The organism is Tolumonas auensis DSM 9187, assembly GCF_000023065.1.
Lineage (GTDB): Bacteria > Pseudomonadota > Gammaproteobacteria > Enterobacterales > Aeromonadaceae > Tolumonas > Tolumonas auensis.
Genome location: NC_012691.1, coordinates 3087494 through 3104483 on the forward strand (window position 1 = coordinate 3087494; position 16990 = coordinate 3104483).

A 16990-nucleotide genomic window follows, 5' to 3' on the forward strand; every position below is an offset into this window, starting at 1 on the left:
TTGTTATTTCTGCCCTTTGGGCTGTTTCAGTTTACCCAGCACATGCATTTCGCAGCGTTTACAGTCAAATTTCAGCCGGAACGCCTCTTTACCCATTTTCAGAACCAGATGATCCGGTTTGAACCCCGGTTCCCGTTCTTTCGGGCACTGATCAAAACTGTAGCGCAGACAATGCTTCGTGATCATCAGCGATACTTCATCCGGCTGCTGGTTCATTTCATAGGCCGGGGCAATATCACTGACACCATGCTGCTGATAAAACGCGGCCGCCTGCTGGTTATACACGTTCCCCAGATAACTGAGTTTCTGCTGCGGGAATACCGCCAGCGGTGAACGTTGCAGATTAGGCTGCGGACGCTGATAGGCCGCCATCCGCGCCAGCTCCAACTGCTCCACCGCCTCGCGGCGCAGGGCATTCAGGCTGCTGACCGGAATAAACCAGGGCTGCGACAACCGGAGCTCAACGTTATCCGCCACAAACATGGTGTTCCCCAGCTTGGCCAGTTGCTCCCGCAATGTGGTCTGTGCACGCTCCGGATTGCTGGCCGCTTCTTTCGCCAGCGCTAAGGTAGCCTGCGCACTGATACCTTGCTCATCGGTGATCTGCAGGGCAAATCCCTGATCGGTTTCGCTCAGCTGCAGCGTCACACTGAGATGACGTTCTGCAGATTTTTTCTCCAGCAGTTTTTCAAATTCCTGATCATGGTTGCGATACAGCAAGGTGCCTGCTGCCAGCCCGCGCACCGGTTCGGCCGGAAACAGCCGGTTACCTTCGGCCCGGTTGACCCGCAAGCCGACCAGTTCGTTCTTCTGATTGAAATAGCTTAAGCCATCACCGTTATGAAAGGCTTCTGCACCCTGCACCTCGAGCCATTTATCACCCAGCCGGCTCACTTTCCCTACCGGCTCACCGGCAAATTTTGGTGTCAGGAACGAGGTGATCGGCATCTGACGGCCATGCAGAAAGTAATCCGTACCACCACGGTTAAAACTTTTCTCGGGTTTGGGGGTAAAGGTATAACGGCTACGTCCCGCAGACGCACGCTGCCATTGCGGCTGCCCGTCCATAATGGCATCCAGTTTCTGCCGGTACCAGGCGGTCACGTTTTTGACGTAGGAGAGATCCTTCAGGCGGCCTTCAATTTTGAATGAACTGACTCCCGCTTCCGCCAGTGCCTGCAGATTGGCTGTCTGGTTCATGTCTTTCAGCGACAACAGATGCTGATCTTTGGCTAATGCAGCTCCCTCACGGGTTTCCAGCGTACAGGGCACCCGGCACAACTGCGCGCACTCGCCGCGGTTAGCACTGCGTCCGGTGACGGCATGACTGATATAACACTGGCCACTGTAGCTGACACACAGCGCACCGTGGATAAAGAATTCCAGCTCGGCCGAGGTCTGCTGTGCAATCGCCCGGATCTGCTCCAGTGAGAGTTCGCGTGCCAGCACGACCCGCGAGAAACCGACATCTTGCAGAAAACGAACCTTTTCCGGGGTACGGTTATCCAGCTGGGTACTGGCATGCAATGCGATCGGTGGCAGATCGAGGCGCAACAGCCCCAGATCCTGCACGATCAGGGCATCCACGCCCGCTTCATAGAGCTGATGCGTCAGACGTTGTGCACCGTCCAGTTCGTCATCCCGCAGAATGGTATTAAACGCCACCAGCACCTTGGCATCGTAACGATGGGCATAGGCAGCCAGCTTTTCAATATCAGCGATACTGTTCCCTGCCGCCGCCCGGGCGCCGAAAGTCGGGCCACCGATGTAAACGGCATCGGCGCCATGGTTGATAGCTTCGATACCAAATTCGAGATTTTTCGCCGGGGCGAGCAGTTCTAGTTTATGACGGTGATTCATGTGCGGGAGGCATACTAACGGAACGAAAAAGAGGGGCGATTATAACAGCACAGCGCAATAATCGGCGAAATCATCATCAAAAAGAGGTGCCGACTATTTTCACCTGCCCGCGACCGGCCCGTTTGGCGGCATAACAGGCTTGATCGGCACTGGCCAGCAAAGCACTGAATGCGGAAAACTGACCGTTTACCGGGGCCAGTCCGGCACTCGCACCGACATGAAAAATCTGCTCATTCCAGCAAAATTCAAACTTACATATTTCGCTGATCAAGCCATTCATAAATGACTCGGCATATTCTACCGAGCAGTTACGCAGAATCAGTCCGAATTCATCCCCGCCCAAACGGGCCACAATATCAGACGCCCTCATTCGGGAACTCATGACTCCGGCCAGCTGCCTCAGCAACTCATCACCGGCAGCATGTCCGGCCGTATCATTCACTCGTTTGAAATAATCCAGATCGAGATAAACCAGGACACTCTGACCCGCCGTCATCACCGATTCTTTCACCACATCCTGCAAGATTGTTTCAAATGCGGAGCGGTTAATTAAGCCGGTCAAAGGATCATGACTGGCCTGATAACCCAGCTGTTTTTGTAAGGCACGCATTTCCGTGACATCGGAAAAAACCAATACGCCACCTAACAGCTCATCGTTATTACGCAGAATGGGTGCCGCAGAATCCTGGATGGCGGTCATTGAGCCATCCGCTTTTTTCAGATAAGCATCATTGCTCAGATGAATTAACCGCCGTTGCCGTAAAGCAGTATGCAAAGGATTTTCCAGTGCATGGCCATCGGCATCCACCAGATGCATTATCCTGTCGACTGACCGGTGACTCGCCTTGCGGTTAGAACAATCCAGCATGTGTTCTGCTGCCGGATTCATAAAGATGATCCTGACGTTCTGATCCGTCATGACCACGGCTTCCCCGATGGACAGAAGCGTGGTACGTAACAATTCCCGCTCACGGGATAAATCATTCATCAGCACCCGCAACTCGGTGATATCCCAGTTGGTACCGACCATGCGCCACACACCGCCGACAGCATCCCGTTCCACCATGGCATGAATGCGTAAATAGTGAATACTGTCATCATAGTGTTTCACTCTGAATTCGCTATCCAGCACATTTGTTTCATTCAGAGCCGCTGAGATTTCTTTCAGTATGCGGGGCAGATCATCCGGATAGATACAACTTTTCCAGACGCTGAAAGACGGTACGATATGGTGTCGATCCAGCGCATACAGATCGAACATGCGTTCATCCCAGTTCATCTGCTGCTCAGACGGGCGCCATTCCCAGACACCGACCTGTCCGGCCTCTGCCGCCAGCAGATAGCGATTGAATAATTCCCTCTCCCGCTCCTCACTCCGCCGACGCCTGTCAATATCCTCTGCCTGCAACACGAAATAATGCGGTAATCCACGATCATCGCGCACCATTGAAACCACCAGTAACACCCAGATCATCTGGCCGTTCTTGCGCCGGTAACGCACCTCCAGACGATATGAACTCTGCTGATTATTCAGCAGGCGTTGCTGATAACGCTGTTCCATCCCCAAATCATCAGGATGGATCAGTTGTGACCATGATAAATCAGCCAGTTCTGTCTCGCTGTAATCCAGCATATGACACAGTGCCGGATTCACTTTCAGCAATTGTCCGTCCGTCGACACCAGCGCCATACCAACAGCCGAGGCCTCCATCGCTTCCCGGAACATAGACTCACGGGCCAGCAGTTGCTGCTCGCGGGTATGCAGCGTATCAACAAAGATCGCCAGTAACAGCGGTGGGATCAGGGTGATTAAAATCGGCAGGTACACAAACAGCATAAGCAGATGTTGATCGTATTGCGGCCAGGCAAACCATGCCATCCGGATAAAGACCGCAATGCAGAAAGAGACAAGAAAACCTGCCAGCGCGGCACCAAATACACCGTTACGGATGGCAATCAGCGCTAATCCCAGCCCCAGATAAACAAACGGGAAAGGAAAATATTTCAGGACCAGGGCGGTGTAGCCAAGCAGCAACAGCAGATTGAGTGCTAACAACCAAGGCTGATCTCTGTTCCAGCGACGGTGTTTTATCAGTAACAGCAGCGGCATAGCCGATATACTGCAGATCACCGAATTGATATACCAGGTTATGCCGGTTTCAGACCAGTGCCATGGGGTGCTCAGCGCAAATCCGCTTGCCGCCAGCAGTGCCCCGGCAAGCGGTGGCAGCAGGATGCCGAAAATCCCCAGTTTCAGCGCGGCATCGATATTGAAATAAAAACATCTGGCTGACTGACTGCGTTCCAGCAGATAGACAGCCAATAAAACCTCAGCCAGATTGGCCAGCATTAAAGTCAGATGTGCAGTTCCGGAAACATGATTCAGCCAGTAACCGGCACTCAGACCGACCGTATAGCCGGCCAGCAGCAAAGCGCGGAAGCAGGGCTGATGATAGAGTAATGTGACGATAGTCAGTGCGTTCACATACCATAAGGACGTAATAATCCCCGGCTGCTGAGGTGCAACCGTCGCATTCAGACAAGCAACCAAACCCAGTCCGGTTATCGTGAGTATGCGCAGCCACCAGGGGCGGAGCGATACACTTGCCGCGAATTCCTTCCGCATTGCTACCAGCCTGATAGACAAAGAATATGTTACTCATCCCCTGTTTTCAGCTTCAGAAAACACTGAATACAACACAGAAAAGGCAGGAATAGATCTATACAAAGATAGCAGATGGATTAATGAACGGCCTGCAGAGAGAGCTTTGTTATTTCACATCCATGATCCGCTGCCATGCCTGCAACTTGAAGGCAAGCGACTGGGAGGCGTTGGCCGGACTGGTGGAAGGCAGACGCTGGCAGATCAGATCGGCAGGATAATCAGCTTTGGCAACATACCGGTGAAAACAGGAAGCTGCTTTTTCGCCGTTAAAAAACACATGACGGATCTGTCTGTGCTGGCGGAAAAATTCCGCAAAATTGTTTACCGTCAGAGTGGCATGCTCAATGTTGGCATCCAGACTCCCCTCGCGTTTACAGGATTGCAGCACATCCCAGAGCGCAATCCCCGCCGCACGTAACGCCGCGGTTCGCTCTTCATAACCGGCTGACGGATCAAACTGCAACAGCTCGGCCATGACAGGCCAGAACAGATTACGTTTATGCGCGTAATACTGGCCGGCATCCAGCGACGCTTGTCCCGGCATACTGCCGAGGATCAGTATCCGGGCATTTTCATCCGCAATCGGTGCAAAGCTATAAAGTAACGTCATGCTGCTGTTTCCTGAAAAGCAAAAGGCCGGATCGCTCCGGCCTTTAAGTATGCACTTTGAGTTGCGATGAATTACATCATGCCGCCCATGCCACCCATGCCGCCCATATCAGGCATAGCTGGTGCATCTTTCTTCGGTGCGTCTGTGATCATACATTCGGTGGTGATCATCAGACCAGCCACAGAAGCAGCGAATTGCAGTGCCAGACGGGTTACCTTGGTTGGATCCAGAATACCCATTTCCAGCATGTCGCCGTAAACTTCGGTCGCGGCGTTGTAACCGAAGTTACCTTCACCTTCACGAACACGGTTTGCAACCACTGATGGCTCTTCACCGGCGTTGTCTACGATCTGACGCAGTGGTGATTCCATAGCGCGCAGGGCAACACGGATACCAACGGTCTGATCTTCGTTGTCACCTTTCAGGTCAGCCAGTTTAGCTGCAGCACGAACCAGCGCCACACCACCACCAGCAACCACACCCTCTTCTACCGCAGCACGGGTTGCGTGCAGGGCATCTTCAACGCGGGCTTTTTTCTCTTTCATTTCAACTTCGGTGGTTGCACCGACTTTGATAACTGCAACACCGCCAGCCAGTTTAGCAACACGTTCCTGCAGTTTTTCTTTGTCATAGTCAGAAGAAGACTCTTCGATCTGCTGACGGATCTGAGCAATACGCGCTTCGATAGTTGCTGCTTCACCTACACCGTCAATAATGGTGGTGTTTTCTTTAGTGATCACGATGCGTTTGGCACGGCCCAATTCTTCCAGAGTCGCTTTTTCCAGCTCCATACCGATCTCTTCAGAGATAACAGTACCGGCAGTCAGAATCGCGATATCCTGCAGCATGGCTTTACGGCGGTCACCGAAGCCTGGCGCTTTAACAGCAGCCACTTTCACGATGCCACGCATGGTGTTAACAACCAGCGTTGCCAGCGCTTCGCCTTCTACGTCTTCGGCGATGATAACCAGTGGTTTGCCTGCTTTCGCAACGCCTTCCAGCACTGACAGCATTTCGCGGATGTTAGACACTTTCTTGTCTACCAGCAGAATGAACGGATCGTCCAGTTCTACAGAAGCAGTGTCTTGTTTGTTGATGAAGTACGGAGACAGGTAACCGCGATCGAACTGCATACCTTCAACGACAGCCAGCTCGTCTTGCAGACCCTGACCATCTTCAACAGTGATAACACCGTCACGGCCTACTTTATCCATCGCTTCTGCGATCAGTTTGCCCACGTTTTCATCAGAGTTTGCAGAGATAGTACCTACCTGAGCAATTGCTTTGGTGTCAGCACATGGCACAGATAGGGTTTTCAGTTCTTCAACTGCAGCAAGAACCGCTTTGTCGATACCACGTTTCAGATCCATCGGGTTCATGCCAGCAGCAACGGCTTTCAGACCTTCGGTGATGATTGACTGAGCCAGTACAGTAGCAGTAGTAGTTCCGTCACCCGCCGCGTCATTCGCCTGGGAAGCTACTTCTTTCACCATCTGAGCGCCCATGTTCTGGAATTTGTCTTCCAGTTCAATTTCTTTCGCTACAGAAACACCGTCTTTGGTGATGGTTGGTGCGCCGAATGATTTATCCAGCACTACGTTACGGCCTTTCGGGCCCAGTGTTACCTTTACCGCGTTCGCCAGAACGTTGACACCTTCCAGCATTTTGATACGGGCGTCGCTACCAAATTTAACGTCTTTAGCTGCCATTTCTAAAATTCCTTTAGCTCAAATTGGGGGGTGATAAAAATTATTCTTCAACAATTGCCAGGATGTCAGTTTCAGACAGGATCAAAACTTCCTGACCATCCAGCTTCTCGGTTTTCACGCCGTAACCTTCGTTGAAAATCACTTTATCGCCTACTTTGACAGCCAGCGCTTTCACTTCGCCGTTATCCAGGATTCGACCCGTGCCGACTGCCAGAACTTCACCACGAGTGGATTTCTGAGCAGCAGAACCAGTCAGCACGATGCCGCCTGCAGACTTAGCTTCAACTTCGGTACGTTTGATGATCACGCGATCATGCAATGGGCGAATTTTCATTGATAACTCTCCTACTGAGTGTTGTTTCTATGAATACGGCCTTCTGCGGCCGAAACTGAATTCAAATACAATCCCCGATCTGGGGGCATATTCCTGCGCTTCAAGGGCGCAGCAGAAAAAATTTGGTTAAGTACACGTCTTACTGATGTGTATCGTCATCTTTATCTTTACGTTCGTACTCGCCATCAATGGTCGTTCCCTGACGTGGTGCCGGTTTGATTTTCTCGTTGAAAACCTCTTCGCTGTCCGGCTCGACATGCTGCGCTTCGCTTTCCACCGTGGTATGCACACCATAAACCTGCCAGCGCGGGCTGCTGGTGAGCTTGCGGGCCAGCCAGTGACGGACAAACGGTTGCAGCAGGAATAACGCCACAATATCGGTCAGAAAACCGGGAAACATAAACAGTATACCGGCGAACAGCAGCGCAACGCCTTCCAGCATCGTTGCCGCAGGAGCAATGCCCTGTGCCAGTTGCTGCTGCATCGTCATCATGGTCCGCAACCCCTGGGAACGAACCAGTGAAACCCCATAACCCGCCGCCAGGATCATCAGCAGGATCACCATAAAGGCGCCGATGACCGACCCAACTTTAATGATGACCCACAGCTCCAGAAAGAACAGCAGGAAAAAACCAAATGCAATTTTTGCCACAGGCACCTCTCAGGCCAAATAAAGTTACGCCGACAAACTGACGTATAAATCACCAGATGGGGATGCAGAGCCGCTGATTCAAGGTTTCATCGATCATAGTGATGATCTTTAGTGGTCGAATTTTGCGACAGACTGCATAATTAGAGTAAGAAGATCCATTAGCCGGTGAGCGCCCATGAGTGATGCTATCGTCGTATTATGCACCTGCCCTGATAATACCTGTGCCCGTGCACTGGCGCAGACGTTGCTGAATGAAAAACTGGCAGCCTGCGTTAATCTCATTCCTCAGGTGACATCGCTTTATTGCTGGCAAGGCAAGATGGAAGAAAGCCAGGAAGTGCTGCTGGTCATTAAAAGCCGCCGCACTCTGTTTGGCGTTCTGCAGCAACGAATACAGACATTGCACCCCTATGAGGTGCCGGAAATACTGGCCATGCCCGTATTAAACGGAAGTCCGGCCTATCTGCAATGGCTTCAGGAACAAACCACACCATGACACGCTATCTGTACCTCATTTGCAGCTGTTTTTTTCTGCTGTTTATGCTGCCGCTGAAAGCGAATGAGGCTTTGTTGCAGCAATTGATCCCGGCTGCGAAACCGCAGTTCTTACCGGCAGATCAGGCGTTTGTCGTGACGACACAGCAAACGGACAATCAGCTGCAAATCATTCTGCAGCCAGCGGAAGGTTATTACCTGTACCGGGAAAAAATCCGCGTAGATGTGGCGGGAGCCGAATCCGCACCGCTCTCACTGCCGGCAGGTGTCCTGCATGAAGACGAGTTTCTGGGAAAGACCGAAATCTACCCTCAGACTGTCAGTACCACGCTGTCGTTTCCGGCGATCGCTGCCGGCGCAAAAATCACCCTTCATTATCAGGGCTGCACAACAGGTTTATGTTATCCGCCACAGCAGACAACCATCGCACTGCAAGCCTTCCGGCCAGCGCTGACGCAATCTGAACCTGTCGTACCGGCCGCACCGGACAGCACGGATACCACCGCATTACTGCAGCCGGGTCTGCTGGCTTTACTGAGCTTTTTCGCCATGGGTGTCGGTTTATCACTGACCCCCTGTGTTTATCCGATGTATCCGGTGCTGAGCGCCATGCTCAGTCAGCATGGCAATACCCTGAGCTGGCAGCGCGGTTTTACGCTGTCGTTCGTCTATGTACTGGGTATGGCGCTGACCTATACAGTGATAGGTATCTTCATTGCGTCTGCCGGTGCCGGTATTCAGGGCTGGCTGCAAAATCCGTGGCTGCTCGGGATCTTCAGTCTGTTCTACCTGCTGCTGGCACTGAGCCTGATGTTCGGCAATGGCATTCAGTTGCCGCGCGCCCTGCAGGACAAGCTGCAGGGGCTGGCGAATCAGCAGTCGCTGCACTCACTGCGCGGTGTCGCGATGCTGGGCGCGTTGTCCGGTCTGATTGGTTCTCCCTGCACCAGCGCCCCGCTTTCCGGTGTGCTGCTGTTTATCGCTCAAAGCGGGAACCCGCTGTATGGTGCACTGACCCTGTTCCTGCTGAGTCTGGGGATGGGTTTGCCGTTACTGCTGATGGGGATCTTCGGCGGCAAAGTGTTGCCCAGAGCCGGTGCCTGGATGGTCTTCATCAAACAACTGTTTGCCGTATTACTGCTCGCGATGCCGCTGTTCCTGCTGGAACGGTTGCTCCCTGCCCATATAGCTACGCTGCTTTGGTCCTGTTTTGTACTGGCCGTTGTATTGTGGCTGATCTGGCGTCTGTGGCCGGTGACAAAAGCTCCCGGACTGAAAACCGTGACATTACTGTTGCTGCTCTCCGCCGGCATTTTCGCGGCTACACAGTATGAGTGGCAACCCGCCGATGCGTTGCCATTTACAGCGGTTAACAACAGCGAGGAATTACAACAACAGTTAGCTGCCGCCAAAGCGCAGGGTAAACCGGTGATGCTGGATCTGTATGCTGACTGGTGTACCGCTTGCCGGGAACTGGATGATAAGACGTTCAGCGATCCGCAGGTGCAGCACAGCCTGAGTGATTATCAGCTGCTGCGGGCCGATGTCTCCGCCAATAACGCGGAACACCGCGCCTTAATGCAGGAGTTGCAGGTACTGGGACTGCCGAATGTGCTGTTCTTCGATAAACAGAGCAAACCCAGCCCGCACTTGCGTATTCAGGGTTTTATCCCGGCAGATGAATTACAGGGTAAGCTGGAACAATGTCAGCACAGCCAGCTTTGTTAACTATCTGGTCGCTGTATCTGATCCGCGATAAGGATAACCGCCTCTACACCGGGATCACCACGGATGTGCAACGCCGGCTAGCCCAGCATCAGGCCGGCACCGGCGCCCGCAATCTGCGCGGGCGTACCCCGCTTTCCCTGCACTGGCACACAGCGATCGGCGACCGCAGTCAGGCACTGAAGGCGGAATATCGTCTCAAGCAGTGGCCTAAATCCCGGAAGGAGCTGTTGCCGCAGCATCCGGAGTGGATTGAATCCCTCACTACCTGCTGATCACCAAAGATAATCCTCCCCTCGCGTAAATCCCGCTGTGTATCCCATATAAAATATGGGAAAATTAACTTTTTACAGAAGCAAACCAATTTAAGGTAATAAATGACCAAACGCGATGGATTTACCTCCGGTTTCGGCGTGCTGGCCGCGACGCTGGGATCGGCCGTTGGCCTTGGCAATATATGGAAATTTCCGTATATGACTGGCGCCAATGGCGGTGCCGGTTTTCTGCTGATTTATCTGCTGGCAACACTGCTGGTCGGTTTACCGGTGATGATTGCCGAAATCACCATGGGACGCAGTGCCAAATCAAATCCGATCACTACACTGCAGCGTCTGGCTCCCCGAGGTCAGCCATGGTGGCTGATTGGCGCGTTTGGTGTCGTAGCCGCCTTCCTGATCATGGCCTTCTACTCTGAGGTTGTCGCCTGGGTGTTTGCCTATGTGCCGAAAGCCATCACTGGCGAGATCCTCTCCAGTGATCCGAAAGTCACCGGCGCCGCTTTCGGGGCGCTGATCAGCGATCCCGTGCAATCACTGGTGTGGCAATGGGGTGTATTGCTGTTTATCAGCGGGATCCTGCTGCTGGGGGTGGCGAAAGGTATTGAAGCCGTTACTAAACGCCTGATGCCGCTGCTGTTCATCCTGTTGCTGATTTTGTGCGGCTTCAGCCTGACACTGGATAAAGCCGGCGAAGCGCTGAAGTTTCTGTTCCAGCCTGATTTCAGCAAGCTGAACGGGTCGGTATTGCTGGCCGCCATGGGGCTGGCGTTCTTCAAACTTTCCGTGGGTATGGGCACCATGATGACCTACGGCAGTTACTTCCGCGACGATCAGAATGTTCCGGTGACCGCCTTCCGCGTCATGTGCGCCGATCTGTTTGTGTCCATGCTGGCCGGTATTGCTATTTTCCCGGCCGTATTCACGTTTGGCTTTCAGCCGGAAGCCGGTCCGCCCCTGGTGTTTATCACCATTCCGGCGGTATTCGCGCAGATGCCGTTCGGCCACCTGCTGATGGTGCTGTTCTTTGTGCTGACCTCGGTGGCCGCTATCGGCGCCATGCTCTCTTTGCTGGAAGTGCCGGTCGCGGTGATCAATGAACGTTTTGGTGTGCGGCGTAAAACCGCCACCCTGATCACCTTGGTGCTGGTTGCCTTACTCGGTTCAACCTGTGCACTGACCAACAGCACGATGGCGGAATTCAAACTGTTTGGTATGAACATGTTTGATCTGTTCGATTACCTGAGCTCCAATATTCTGCTGCCACTTGGCGGGATCACGATTGCCGTGTTTGTCGGTTGGGTCTGGGGCTATCCGGCCTTACAGCAGGCATTAAGCAATCATCAGCAACTGCAGAATCAGCATCTGAGCCGGATCCTGTTTGTGCTGCTGCGTTTTATTACGCCGCTGCTGATCCTCACGGTCATGCTGCATGCGCTGAATGTGTTTTAACCGGCGCGGTTTTTCCGCGTAAAGTGCTGTGTTTTGCACACTTTGCGCAAGAGAATGATGAATATGGAGGGGCTGTACTGGCTCCTCCATTTTTTTTCACCTAATCTAACCTTCAGGAAGAGCGTATGATCATCCGCTCTGTTAATCGCCAGGATGGATCCGCTCAATGAAACGTTTTCTGCTCCCGCTGTCATTGATCATTTTTGCCGTCGTCGCAGCCTGGGTAGATATTCAGCGAAATAGTGTACCCATGATACGGCAATCCCCCATGCATCCGGTTTATACCATCAGTTCGCCGGATGATGCTGTCGCACTGACACGGGGCAAAACAGTAGTAAAACTCGGGCCATGTCTGTTTGGTCTCTATCCGGGAGCGATCGCGTTTCAGAGTGCTACTCAGGCAAAAGATTTTATGGGCCTGAAAGGTTACGAACCGGGGAAATGGCAGATTTTCCAGCTATCGGGTGACTTTCAACTGGATGTCACAGATGGCGTATTAAATAAAACACTGCAGCTTTCCCGCGTGGTGAAAGATGACGAGAATCGGTAACAATTTTCTTTTATTTCAGGTGGCCGGAATCAGCAGGTTTAGCGCTATAATCCCGCTCCCGATTTCTGGCTGACATTTCCGGCTGACATAGTTTGACTGTTTCAGGACATAGCGATGAACAAGGTAGTAGCTTTCTTATTTGGATTAGTCTGTTTTTCTTCGCAAAGTTTCGCCGCGACAGTACCCAAGCCGTATGTCCCGGACGAACCGGTCGTGGTAGTAAAAAGTAAACCGGTAGTCAAACCGGCGGTGAAGCCTGTGGCTAAGCCGGTGGTTAAAAAAGTGGCCGCGGTTAAAAAGACCGTGAAGAAAACGGTTAAAAAGACGACCAAAAAACCAGTTTCAGTCGCCAAAGCCGGTAAGGTTAAACCGCTGTCCGCAACAAAAACGACCAAACCAGCCACCAAACTTGCGCTGAACTCCACACAGCGACTGAATAAATACAGCCGGACGCAGAAAAAGGTCAAATCGCGTCAGTTAGCCAAAAATGCCGGCCATAAGTCAGCGAGTATCTCTTCCCGTGCACATGCGCCGGTCAAATCCAGTCTGGCTGCGAATACGCCGCCAGCCCGGGTGAATACTATTCCGATGACCAGCGGCAGTCCGTTTCTGGACTCCAATGCCGCACTGATCATGAATGCCAATACCGGCCGCATGGTGTATGGCAAAAATGCGGCGCGTCGTACGCCTATCGCATCGATTACCAAACTGATGACCGCGATGGTCGTGCTGGATGCCAAATTATCCATGGATCAACCGATCACCATCACCAATGCCGATGTTGACCGGGTGAAGAGATCCAGCTCCCGTCTGGAGATTGGCACCACCTTATCCCGTTATGACACGATGTGGCTGGCACTGATGTCATCGGAAAACCGTGCCGCACATTCGCTGGCCCGTACCTATCCGGGTGGTAAAGGCGCATTCATTGCCGCGATGAACCGTAAAGCACGCGCGCTCGGCATGCGTAATACCGTATTTTATGATTCAACCGGACTGAACAAGAACAACACCTCCACCGCAGCTGATCTGGCTCTGATGGTGCAGGCGGCTTACCGTTATCCGCAGATCCGTCAGTTAAGCACTTCCACGGAACATGACATTATCAGTGCTTCCGGTCGTCAGCTGCACTATCAGAACAGTAATGCGCTGGTGCGCGAAGGTGCCTGGGATATCGAACTGTCAAAAACCGGCTATATCAAGGAAGCCGGGCGTTGTCTGGTGATGGTGGCTGATGTGCAGAATAAACCGATGGTGATGGTATTCCTGAATGCCGGTGCTCCGTCCGGCCGTATCAATGATGCCCGGAATCTGAAAAGCTGGCTGGAACGTCAGCCGGTGAAGCAGTTAGGCTAGTCCATGCCTTAAAACAAAAACAGCGCCATTGGCGCTGTTTTGCTTTCTGCATTGATCAGACATTACGGCGAGAGTGACTGCCGCTGAAAATGTTCACCGCCGCAGTGCGGACATGGTGTCAGCGGTACGGCATGGGTTAGCGTTTCCTGATAACCGCACTGTTTACAAATTTTCTGCCCCGGCGCCATCCATTCACCCACCTTGTAACCACTCGCATGATGCAGGTCATTTTCTACCGCTACCTGCTCTATCTGCGTACGATCACTGACCGCCAGTAACCATTCCCACGCGGTATTCTGCAATGCATTGTAAAACGCAGAATCCTGATAGCCGCCCGGCGCATCCAGAAACTCACTTAACTCTTCATTCACGTAAGCGCGGGTCAATGCCAGTTCATCTTTGGTCATGTCTTCGGCGGCACTGACGAAGTCTTCGACCTCCTGCAACCAGTGCTGCAGATTTTCTGTGGTTGGCGCGCCTTTTTCACTCCATAAAGCACGCACATGGCTCATAAACTGTTCATACCCTTTCGGTTTTTTATCCGGGGTGTTGAGTTCTGACATGATGAAATCCTCCCGATCTTACCTGTTTTAAGCATAGCGGGTGTTACGGAAAAAGCCTGTGAGCCCGCGCAGCTATTGTTGCGATCCGGCAATACAAGTATCCTATAGTGATTTTCTAACGGATCACCCTCCACCTCTGTCGAGTCGGATATACCCATGTCAGTTATGCAAGAACAATATAATCCCCAGTCCCTGGAGCCGGAAGTTCAACGGCATTGGGATAAACAGCAGACATTCAAAGCCTTCGAGAAAGTAGATAAAGAAAAATTCTACTGCCTGTCTATGTTTCCTTATCCTTCAGGCCGTCTGCACATGGGTCATGTGCGTAACTACACCATCGGTGACGTGATCTCCCGTTACCAGCGCCTGAATGGCAAAAACGTACTGCAACCGATCGGTTGGGATGCGTTCGGTCTGCCGGCAGAAAACGCGGCGATCAAAAACAACTCTGCACCAGCCAAATGGACCTACGAGAACATCGAGTACATGAAAGGTCAGCTGAAGATGCTGGGTCTTTCTTACGACTGGGATCGTGAACTGGCGACCTGTACCCCGCAATATTACCGCTGGGAACAATGGTTCTTCACCGAACTATATAAAAAAGGTCTGGTATATAAGAAGACCTCTTCCGTGAACTGGTGTCCGAATGACCAGACCGTACTGGCCAACGAACAGGTGCAGGATGGTTGCTGCTGGCGTTGTGATACGCCGGTAGAACAGAAAGAAATTCCGCAGTGGTTTGTAAAAATCACCGCGTACGCTGAAGAGCTGCTGACCGATCTGGACAAGCTGGATGGCTGGCCGGAAATGGTGAAAACCATGCAGCGCAACTGGATTGGCCGCTCTGAAGGTCTGACCATGACTTTCCATGTAGAAAACAGCGAACAATCGTTTGATATCTACACCACCCGTCCGGACACCCTGATGGGCGTGACGTATGTCGCCGTGGCTGCGGCACATCCGCTGGCAAAACAGGCTGCAGAAAACAACGCCGCGCTGGCTGACTTCCTTGAAGAGTGCAAAAACACCAAAGTTGCCGAAGCTGAACTGGCGACGATGGAGAAAAAAGGCATGGCCACCGGCCTGTATGCCCTGCACCCGCTGGATGGCCGTCGCGTACCAATCATGGTCGCTAACTTCGTACTGATGGACTACGGTACTGGTGCAGTCATGGCCGTACCTGCGCACGACCAGCGTGACTTTGAATTTGCCCATAAATACGGTCTGGAAATTCGTGCCGTGATCGCGGCTGAAGATGGTTCTGCTCCGGATATCTCTGCCGCTGCTTACACCGAGAAAGGTGTGCTGTTTAATTCCGGTGAATTTGATGGTCTGGACTTCAAACAAGCCTTTGATGCCATCTGTACCAAACTGGAATCGCAGGGTTTAGGTAAACGCACCGTTAACTTCCGTCTGCGTGACTGGGGTGTCTCCCGTCAGCGTTACTGGGGTGCACCAATCCCGATGCTGACGCTGGAAGACGGCACCGTGGTACCAGCACCAGCTGACCAGCTGCCGGTGATTCTGCCGGAAGACGTAGTGATGGACGGCGTGCAGAGCCCGATCAAGGCCGATCCGGAGTGGGCAAAAACGACCTACAACGGTCAGCCTGCGCTGCGCGAAACCGATACCTTCGATACCTTCATGGAATCGTCCTGGTATTTCGCCCGTTACTGCTGCCCGGATTACGAACAAGGCATGCTGGATACCGATCGTGCTAACCACTGGTTGCCGGTAGATCAATATATCGGTGGTATCGAACACGCCTGTATGCACCTGCTGTATGCGCGTTTCTTCCACAAACTGCTGCGTGACTCCGGCATGGTGAAGAGCGATGAACCGTTCACTCGCCTGCTGTGTCAGGGCATGGTGCTGGCTGATGCCTTCTACTACACCGAACACGGTGCCCGCGTCTGGGTCAGCCCGACCGATGTCAAAGTAGAGCGTGACGAAAAAGGCCGTATCATCAAAGCAGTGGATAATGAAGGCCGTGAAGTGATCCACGCCGGCATGACCAAGATGTCGAAATCGAAGAACAACGGTATCGACCCGCAACTGATGGTGGAACGTTACGGTGCCGACACCGTACGTCTGTTCATGATGTTTGCCTCACCAGCCGATATGACGCTGGAATGGCAGGAATCAGGTGTCGATGGTGCACAACGTTTCCTGAAACGTCTGTGGAAAGCGGTGGCCGAACATACTGCGAAAGGTGCCGCACCAGAACTGGACGTGGCGAGCCTGAGCAATGAGCAGAAAACACTGCGCCGTGAACTGCATAAGACCATTGCCAAGTTCAGCGATGACATTGGTCGTCGTCAGACCTTCAACACCGCCATTGCTGCTGTAATGGAGCTGATGAACCGTGTCGCGAAAGCACCACAAGAGTCAGACCAGGATCGCGCACTGGTACAGGAAGTGCTGACCAACGTCGTACTGATGCTCTATCCAATCACCCCGCATGTCTGCTTCCATCTGTGGCAGGCGCTGGGTAATGCGGATATCGATCAGGCCGCCTGGCCGGTAGCCGATGCCGCCGCGATGGTGGAAGACGAAAAACTGGTGGTGGTACAGGTCAATGGTAAAGTGCGCGGTAAGCTGACCGTGGCTGCCGATGCCACCCAGGAACAGGTACAGGCACTGGCGATGCAGGATCACACTGTGGCGAAGTTCACTGCTGATCTGACCGTGCGTAAAGTGATCTATGTCCCGGGCAAACTGCTCAATATCGTGGTTGGCTAATC

General features: G+C 52.8%; 14 protein-coding genes. 7 read left to right on the forward strand and 7 right to left on the reverse strand.

Annotated elements, in window-relative coordinates; translation table 11 throughout:
- Positions 1–3 precede the first annotated feature (3 nt).
- The 6 genes from TOLA_RS14405 to TOLA_RS14430 all read right to left on the reverse strand — a co-directional run bounded on the left by TOLA_RS14405 (position 4) and on the right by TOLA_RS14430 (position 7830).
- Positions 4–1860, reverse strand: a complete 1857-nt coding sequence (locus TOLA_RS14405; RefSeq protein WP_015879852.1) for a peptidase U32 family protein — start codon at positions 1858–1860, stop codon at positions 4–6.
- 76 nt (positions 1861–1936) lie between these two features.
- The gene (locus TOLA_RS14410; protein ID WP_015879853.1) at positions 1937–4486 is read right to left on the reverse strand and encodes a PAS domain S-box protein; all 2550 of its coding nucleotides are present in this window, start codon (positions 4484–4486) and stop codon (positions 1937–1939) included.
- 145 nt (positions 4487–4631) lie between these two features.
- Positions 4632–5135 carry a DNA-deoxyinosine glycosylase gene (locus TOLA_RS14415; protein WP_015879854.1) on the reverse strand — a complete coding sequence of 168 codons (504 nt, stop codon included), beginning with the start codon at positions 5133–5135 and terminating at the stop codon, positions 4632–4634.
- A gap of 71 nt (positions 5136–5206) precedes the next feature.
- Positions 5207–6844 (reverse strand): chaperonin GroEL, encoded by a 1638-nt coding sequence (gene groL / locus TOLA_RS14420; RefSeq protein ID WP_015879855.1) that lies wholly within the window; start codon positions 6842–6844, stop codon positions 5207–5209.
- Between the two features lie 40 nt (positions 6845–6884).
- Positions 6885–7178 carry a co-chaperone GroES gene (locus tag TOLA_RS14425; RefSeq protein WP_015879856.1) on the reverse strand — a complete coding sequence of 98 codons (294 nt, stop codon included), beginning with the start codon at positions 7176–7178 and terminating at the stop codon, positions 6885–6887.
- A gap of 139 nt (positions 7179–7317) precedes the next feature.
- The gene (locus tag TOLA_RS14430; RefSeq protein ID WP_015879857.1) at positions 7318–7830 is read right to left on the reverse strand and encodes an FxsA family protein; all 513 of its coding nucleotides are present in this window, start codon (positions 7828–7830) and stop codon (positions 7318–7320) included.
- 175 nt (positions 7831–8005) lie between these two features.
- On the opposite strand from TOLA_RS14430, the gene cutA reads away from it, so the two are divergent.
- The 6 genes from cutA to TOLA_RS16920 all read left to right on the forward strand — a co-directional run bounded on the left by cutA (position 8006) and on the right by TOLA_RS16920 (position 13683).
- Entirely contained in the window at positions 8006–8326 is a 321-nt protein-coding gene (gene cutA, locus TOLA_RS14435; protein WP_015879858.1) for a divalent-cation tolerance protein CutA, read from the forward strand.
- Complete coding sequence (gene dsbD, locus TOLA_RS14440; RefSeq protein ID WP_015879859.1) at positions 8323–10053, forward strand: protein-disulfide reductase DsbD; 1731 nt, start codon at positions 8323–8325, stop codon at positions 10051–10053. The genes cutA and dsbD overlap by 4 nt, the downstream gene beginning before the upstream one ends.
- On the forward strand, positions 10029–10325 hold the full coding sequence (locus TOLA_RS14445) for a GIY-YIG nuclease family protein (RefSeq protein WP_015879860.1): 297 nt from the start codon (positions 10029–10031) through the stop codon (positions 10323–10325). Before dsbD ends, TOLA_RS14445 begins: the two co-directional genes overlap by 25 nt.
- 102 nt (positions 10326–10427) lie before the next feature.
- The gene (locus tag TOLA_RS14450; RefSeq protein ID WP_015879861.1) at positions 10428–11777 is read left to right on the forward strand and encodes a sodium-dependent transporter; all 1350 of its coding nucleotides are present in this window, start codon (positions 10428–10430) and stop codon (positions 11775–11777) included.
- Between the two features lie 166 nt (positions 11778–11943).
- Positions 11944–12327, forward strand: coding sequence for a hypothetical protein (locus tag TOLA_RS14455; RefSeq protein ID WP_015879862.1), 384 nt, complete (start codon positions 11944–11946; stop codon positions 12325–12327).
- A 114-nt stretch (positions 12328–12441) separates the two neighbouring features.
- Positions 12442–13683 carry a serine hydrolase gene (locus tag TOLA_RS16920; RefSeq protein WP_015879863.1) on the forward strand — a complete coding sequence of 414 codons (1242 nt, stop codon included), beginning with the start codon at positions 12442–12444 and terminating at the stop codon, positions 13681–13683.
- Positions 13684–13745: 62 nt separating this feature from the next.
- On the opposite strand, the gene TOLA_RS14465 is transcribed toward TOLA_RS16920, so the two are convergent.
- The gene (locus tag TOLA_RS14465; protein WP_015879864.1) at positions 13746–14246 is read right to left on the reverse strand and encodes a zinc ribbon-containing protein; all 501 of its coding nucleotides are present in this window, start codon (positions 14244–14246) and stop codon (positions 13746–13748) included.
- A gap of 165 nt (positions 14247–14411) precedes the next feature.
- On the opposite strand from TOLA_RS14465, the gene leuS reads away from it, so the two are divergent.
- Positions 14412–16988 carry a leucine--tRNA ligase gene (leuS, locus tag TOLA_RS14470; protein ID WP_041609935.1) on the forward strand — a complete coding sequence of 859 codons (2577 nt, stop codon included), beginning with the start codon at positions 14412–14414 and terminating at the stop codon, positions 16986–16988.
- Positions 16989–16990 lie beyond the last annotated feature (2 nt).

What these genes read in the sequence shown, in the direction of transcription:
- TOLA_RS16920 (WP_015879863.1), top strand. Translation starts at nt 12,442, where the DNA reads ATGAACAAGGTAGTAGCTTTCTTATTTGGATTAGTCTGTTTTTCTTCG.
- leuS (WP_041609935.1), top strand. Translation starts at nt 14,412, where the DNA reads ATGCAAGAACAATATAATCCCCAGTCCCTGGAGCCGGAAGTTCAACGG.
- TOLA_RS14405 (WP_015879852.1), bottom strand. Translation starts at nt 1,860, where the DNA reads ATGAATCACCGTCATAAACTAGAACTGCTCGCCCCGGCGAAAAATCTC.
- cutA (WP_015879858.1), top strand. Translation starts at nt 8,006, where the DNA reads ATGAGTGATGCTATCGTCGTATTATGCACCTGCCCTGATAATACCTGT.
- groL (WP_015879855.1), bottom strand. Translation starts at nt 6,844, where the DNA reads ATGGCAGCTAAAGACGTTAAATTTGGTAGCGACGCCCGTATCAAAATG.
- TOLA_RS14425 (WP_015879856.1), bottom strand. Translation starts at nt 7,178, where the DNA reads ATGAAAATTCGCCCATTGCATGATCGCGTGATCATCAAACGTACCGAA.
- TOLA_RS14450 (WP_015879861.1), top strand. Translation starts at nt 10,428, where the DNA reads ATGACCAAACGCGATGGATTTACCTCCGGTTTCGGCGTGCTGGCCGCG.
- dsbD (WP_015879859.1), top strand. Translation starts at nt 8,323, where the DNA reads ATGACACGCTATCTGTACCTCATTTGCAGCTGTTTTTTTCTGCTGTTT.
- TOLA_RS14445 (WP_015879860.1), top strand. Translation starts at nt 10,029, where the DNA reads ATGTCAGCACAGCCAGCTTTGTTAACTATCTGGTCGCTGTATCTGATC.
- TOLA_RS14415 (WP_015879854.1), bottom strand. Translation starts at nt 5,135, where the DNA reads ATGACGTTACTTTATAGCTTTGCACCGATTGCGGATGAAAATGCCCGG.
- TOLA_RS14455 (WP_015879862.1), top strand. Translation starts at nt 11,944, where the DNA reads ATGAAACGTTTTCTGCTCCCGCTGTCATTGATCATTTTTGCCGTCGTC.
- TOLA_RS14410 (WP_015879853.1), bottom strand. Translation starts at nt 4,486, where the DNA reads ATGCGGAAGGAATTCGCGGCAAGTGTATCGCTCCGCCCCTGGTGGCTG.
- TOLA_RS14465 (WP_015879864.1), bottom strand. Translation starts at nt 14,246, where the DNA reads ATGTCAGAACTCAACACCCCGGATAAAAAACCGAAAGGGTATGAACAG.